The organism is Rhizobacter sp. P1_G5 (assembly GCF_056405435.1).
Window position 1 is genome coordinate 1 of record NZ_JBFUCB010000483.1, and the last position, 4,763, is coordinate 4,763.

Annotated in this window: 7 protein-coding genes; all 7 read right to left on the reverse strand. The window is 64.8% G+C overall.

Annotated features, from left to right (window positions below):
• Positions 1-339 precede the first annotated feature (339 nt).
• The gene (locus AC1D12_RS25085; RefSeq protein WP_477843588.1) at positions 340-912 is read right to left on the reverse strand and encodes an outer membrane beta-barrel protein; all 573 of its coding nucleotides are present in this window, start codon (positions 910-912) and stop codon (positions 340-342) included.
• A gap of 52 nt (positions 913-964) precedes the next feature.
• Entirely contained in the window at positions 965-2,347 is a 1,383-nt protein-coding gene (locus AC1D12_RS25090) for a sensor histidine kinase (protein WP_477843590.1), read from the reverse strand.
• Positions 2,344-3,003: a response regulator gene (locus AC1D12_RS25095; protein ID WP_477843591.1), complete on the reverse strand. Its 660-nt coding sequence runs from the start codon at positions 3,001-3,003 to the stop codon at positions 2,344-2,346. The genes AC1D12_RS25090 and AC1D12_RS25095 overlap by 4 nt, the downstream gene beginning before the upstream one ends.
• A gap of 73 nt (positions 3,004-3,076) precedes the next feature.
• Complete coding sequence (locus AC1D12_RS25100; protein ID WP_477843597.1) at positions 3,077-3,640, reverse strand: GNAT family N-acetyltransferase; 564 nt, start codon at positions 3,638-3,640, stop codon at positions 3,077-3,079.
• A 75-nt stretch (positions 3,641-3,715) separates the two neighbouring features.
• Entirely contained in the window at positions 3,716-3,937 is a 222-nt protein-coding gene (locus tag AC1D12_RS25105; RefSeq protein WP_477829762.1) for a hypothetical protein, read from the reverse strand.
• Positions 3,938-4,037: 100 nt separating this feature from the next.
• A complete protein-coding gene (locus tag AC1D12_RS25110; RefSeq protein ID WP_477843593.1) occupies positions 4,038-4,376 on the reverse strand; it encodes a hypothetical protein in 339 nt (112 codons plus the stop codon).
• Between the two features lie 90 nt (positions 4,377-4,466).
• Positions 4,467-4,763: hypothetical protein (locus tag AC1D12_RS25115; RefSeq protein WP_477843595.1), on the reverse strand; the 297-nt coding region annotated here is incomplete at its 5' end.

A 4,763-nucleotide genomic window follows, 5' to 3' on the forward strand; every position in this document is an offset into this window, starting at 1 on the left:
CTTCACAAGCACCGGGCGACAACTCCCACAGCGGCGAGCTGATGAGCTTCAGCCGCGCTTGCGAGCGCCTCTGACTTGCCAGGGGGCGCTTGTCGACATCGTAGCGCTGCGCCCGCTCGCGACACGACGCTTCCGCGGCCGCACTGCAGTACCTCACCTGCTCAGAGTCCGATGGAGACCCGAACTGGCTGTCGCAGAGCAGACACTCAGAGGCACGCATGGGCACGCCATCGCAGCGGAGGGTGCGCGCCAGCAGGCAACAGCGATCAGGACCATTAGGCATGTCTCGCGGCTGAAGTCGCGCGACATCGGCCGCGAGGGGCCGTGCCCGCTGCCACGCTAGAACCTGAAGGCCAGGCCCACCTCGGCCTTCTGCTGYGTGAAGCGATCACTGCCGCTGCCGCGCGAGCCGTAGTGAGCGTACTCGACCGTCGTCGAGACCTGGGGCGTGAGCTTCCACTCCAGGCCGACGCCGATCATCGGCCGAACATACGTCTCGTGATCCGAGTGGCCTGACGAGTCATGCATCCCCAACCGGTTCAGCGCCAGGCCGAACTTGCCGAACAACGCGAACGATTCGCCCAGCGGCATCGTGGCGCGGGCGGCCGCATAGACGAGTTCGGAGGACAGCCTGAGCTGGTAGGTCGAGCCTGGCGCTGGGTCGGCCGCGTGCCAGCTGCCGAAGGCGCCATAGCCCAGCTCGGCCGCCCAGCTGGGTGTGAACTGCACGCCGGCGTAGAGCTTCATCGCGCGTGGGTGGTTGTCGCTAGGCACTCTGCGACCGTTGATGTCGAAGTTGGCTTCGCCCGGCGTGGTGAGGTTGAGGCCGAGATAATGTTCGGGAGAAGGGTCGGCGGCGTGGGCTGAGGCAGCGGCAAGGAGGGCGGCAGCTGCAAGAAGCAGGGTTCTCAAGAATGGCTCCGGTCGGTTGGAAAGTGACCGGGACATTGTTGAAAGCCGTGCCTTAAGGGACGCCCAAGGCGGAGGCCGGCAGGTGCAGCTCGAAGTGCGCACCGTGGCCGCCCGGCCGCGCGAGGCCATCGCCGACCGTGACCTGCGCGCCCAACCGCTCGGCAGCCCGCGCCACAATGGCGAGACCCAGACCGGTGCCCTCCACATCGTGACCCGCGCCGCGCCAGAAGCGCTCGAACACCAGTGGTCGATCGGCTGGCGCGATCCCTGGGCCATCGTCGGCCACACCGAGACGGGGGCCGTCGGGAGTCAGTTGAAGGCTCACCTCTATGCGCYCGCCACGGCCAACATAGCGCAAGGCGTTGTCGAGCAGGTTCTGCAGCACCGAGTGCAGAGCCACCTCGTCGACGTGAACCGACAACTGCTCGGGCGCGGCCAGCACCAGCGCGATGCCGCGGTCGCGCGCGAAGCCGGCCTGCTCGGCCAGCCGGTCCGCACAGAAGTGGGCGAGATCGAGGACGGCCGTAGCACCAGGCTGGTCGTTGTCGAGGCTGGCCAGGTCCAGCAGTTGGCGCGACAGATGGGCGCTGCGCTTGATGGCCTGCTGYAGTGCGGTCGCTGCCGATTCGCGCGACGCGGCATCGCCCGCCTGCACGAGCGCGTAGGCTTGTGTGGCCACCACGGCCAGCGGCGTGCGCAACTCGTGTGCGGCTTCGTGGACGAAGGCGCGTTCGCGTGCGCGGTGCTGGCGTAGGCGCTGCAGCAATGCGTCAAAAGCCTGACCCACGGGGTGCAGCTCGCCGTAGCGCAGGTCAACGCCCAGGGGCGCGAGGTCTTGCTTCAGGTCCAGTCCGTGCAACCGGCGCGCAAAGCGYCGCAGCGGCGCCAAGCCCGTGTACACGGCCACCCACAGCGGTAGCAGCATCAGCGGGAAACCCAGCAGCAACTGCTTGCCCAGCTCCCAGCTGGCAAAGCTCAGCAGGCTGCCGCGCGAAGGGGCCGGCTCGGCCAGGCGCAACGACCAACGCGGGTTGTCCTGTCGGTAGGTCCAATAGGTCTTGCCGGCGATGGTGTGCTCACCGACGCCGGGCTCGGCACCTTCGACCACCGGCGAAGTCGCGTAGATGCTGTGTCCGGCGGTGTCGACGAGTTGGGCCAGCAGCGGGCCTTGAAACATGGGCTGCCGCTCGCGCAGCCGGTTGACGTGGCGCAGGTCGGCCTCCAGCACGCGCGCCGCCAGCGCAGGGTCGTCAATGGCCTCCAGGCCTGCGGCGAGTTGGCGGCCGAACTGGCGCACGCCCGGGTCGGTGGCCAGGGTTTGCTGGATGTCGAGCTGGTCCTCCACAAGGATGAGCACCGCAAACAACGTGAAAGCCAGCAGCAGCGCGCCGATCAACCGGCGCGTGAGCGTGGGCCGCAACCCCGGCAGGTTCATGCGCATTCCAGCCAGTAGCCCACACCGCGCAGAGTGCCGATGCGCGAAGCGCCGATCTTGCGCCGCAGATTGGCCATGTGTACTTCCAGCGTGCCGAACTCCAGCGGCTCGCCCAACGGCGCGAGGCGCTGCGCGAGCTGGTGCTTGGGCACGACACCACCGCGCTCGCGGGCAAGCTCCAGCAGCAACTGGTACTCACGCGGCGACAGGGCCAGTTCCTCACCATTCAGCAGCGCCCGCTGGCGGCGTGGCTCCAGAGTCAACTCGCCAACGGCCCAGCAATCGCTGGCCTGCTGGGCACAGCGTCGCAGCACCGAGCGCAGCCGGGCGATCAACTCGGGCATCTCGAAGGGCTTGATGACGTAGTCATCGGCACCGCCGTCGAAGCCGGCGAGGCGGTCCTCCAGCGCGATGCGGGCGGTGATGACGATGATCGGCACCGTGCTGCCCTGGCGGCGCCAGCGGGTCAGCAGCAGGCGGCCGTCGCCGTCGGGCAGCGTCTGATCGAGCAGCACGGCGTCCTGCGCGGCAGGGTCCAGCCGGAGCGGCGCATCGTTGGTGCGGCGCAGCCAAGTACTGGTGTGGCCTTCAGTTCGCAGTGCTGTCTGCAGCGCGTGGCCCAGGTCGAAATCGTCCTCGATCAACAGAATGTGCATGGAGCGGGGAAGCAGAGCCAGGTGGGCGCCATTCGGAGCGCATGAGGTTGGCGCAAGAGCACAGGGTTGAGCCTCACTGGACCGCCGCTACGAACCGTGCAACAACCCAGTGGTTCTTGCCTAGGCGGCGCACACGCTCGAAGCCCTGGCGCTCGAACATGGCCATGCGGCTGTTGTAGAGGAAGGAACCCGAGACTTCCCGGTCCTCGACGTCCTCGGGGTAGCTCTCGACACTGCCACCACCAAGTTCTGCGATCAGCCTTAGCGCGCCAGAGAGTGTTGCAGACGCTACACCCTTGCCTCGGTACTCCTTGTCAACGAAGAAGCAAGTGATGCGCCACTGCGGCAGCGTTTCCAGTCCGGCAGTGTAGACGCGCAGGTGTTTGATTCTCGGCAACTCGTCTGGTGGCCCGAATTGACACCAACCGACACAGCGATCGGCGTCGAAGGCCAGAGCAGCGCGGGTGGTGCCCTCTCTAACCTTGCGCTCCTTCAGTGCGCGCCGATGCGAACCCCTGAGCTTTCCGTCCGGGTGGAACTCGACGCACCAGCACCCGCCCCAGACGCCGTTATGACGTTCCACGAGGGCGGCGAACGCGGGCCACGTCTTTGGTGACAAGGGCTCAATGCTGAACATGGACACGGTGAAGACGTGAGTTGTGAGGGTTAAGGGAGACGCTGCAGTTCGTGGCAGAGCCCGGACTTCAGCGACTCATGCCCGATCCAGGTAGCAGCTCAAGATCTGAGCTTTGCGATATGCATCGTTACCGTCGATCGTCTGCTGTGCTTGGTCAAACTCAACCCAGTAGAAGCACTCAGGCCCTTTCAAGGTTTCGATCGGCTCCGGCTCACTGACGATAGTTCCAAGGCTAGCCTGCTTCCATCCGCCAAGGGAGGAGACGATGACACGGTCAAGGCGGTTGAAGCTCTTCATGACTGAGCATCCTAACGCGGCACCCGAAAGCCGCCGCTCACGACGGACCGCTCATGGCCGACTGCGAGCACTCCGACGGCCGACAGAACTCGAAGCTTGATCAGTTGTTCCAAAAGAGGCTCAGAACTTCAGACCAAACAGCGCCGACTACCGCTGCCGAGAGAAACCAAATCAGCATGCGCTTCGCAATGACGCCATATCGTGCGCGTTCATCTCGATCAAGGAGCCATGTGTGACCGAAAGGTGCGTTGCCACTCCCGATGACCAGGAAGTAGCTCGGCACAAAGAAAAAGAACGCCGCAGCCGCTAACCAGAGGAGATTGACTTCGAGCACCGAGCTGATTTTGTGATGATCCATCCACCTCTCGAATGGAACGAGCCCGAAAACGGCCCATGCACCAGCAACTGCTGCTGACCTTGGCGTTGCTTCAATGTGCATGCTGCGAGGGCTGGTGAATGTCGTGAAAGACTACCCCGAAGCAGCCTGTCACGACAGACCGCTCCTGGCCGAGCACCGCCCTTCGTACGACTACCCGCGGGCCTCGTACTCGCCGGCTTGACCTCGGGCTACGTCTTCAAAGAGTTTCCACGGGCAAGAATCCGCAAAAGCGTTCAGTTTCTCTACCGCCTCTTTCGAGGCCCGAGCATTGTGTAGATCGTCTGCATCAACCAAGGCTGTCATGAGCGCCCGATTCCATTGCCGCTCGCTTTCCCGCAACCCTACGACCGCACGTGCAAACTCGTCGGGCGATTGAGCTTCCGGCGGAGGATGCTTCGGCAGAGATGCTCTGACGTACTGCAGAAAGAGCGATCGGTTCTCTTCGGT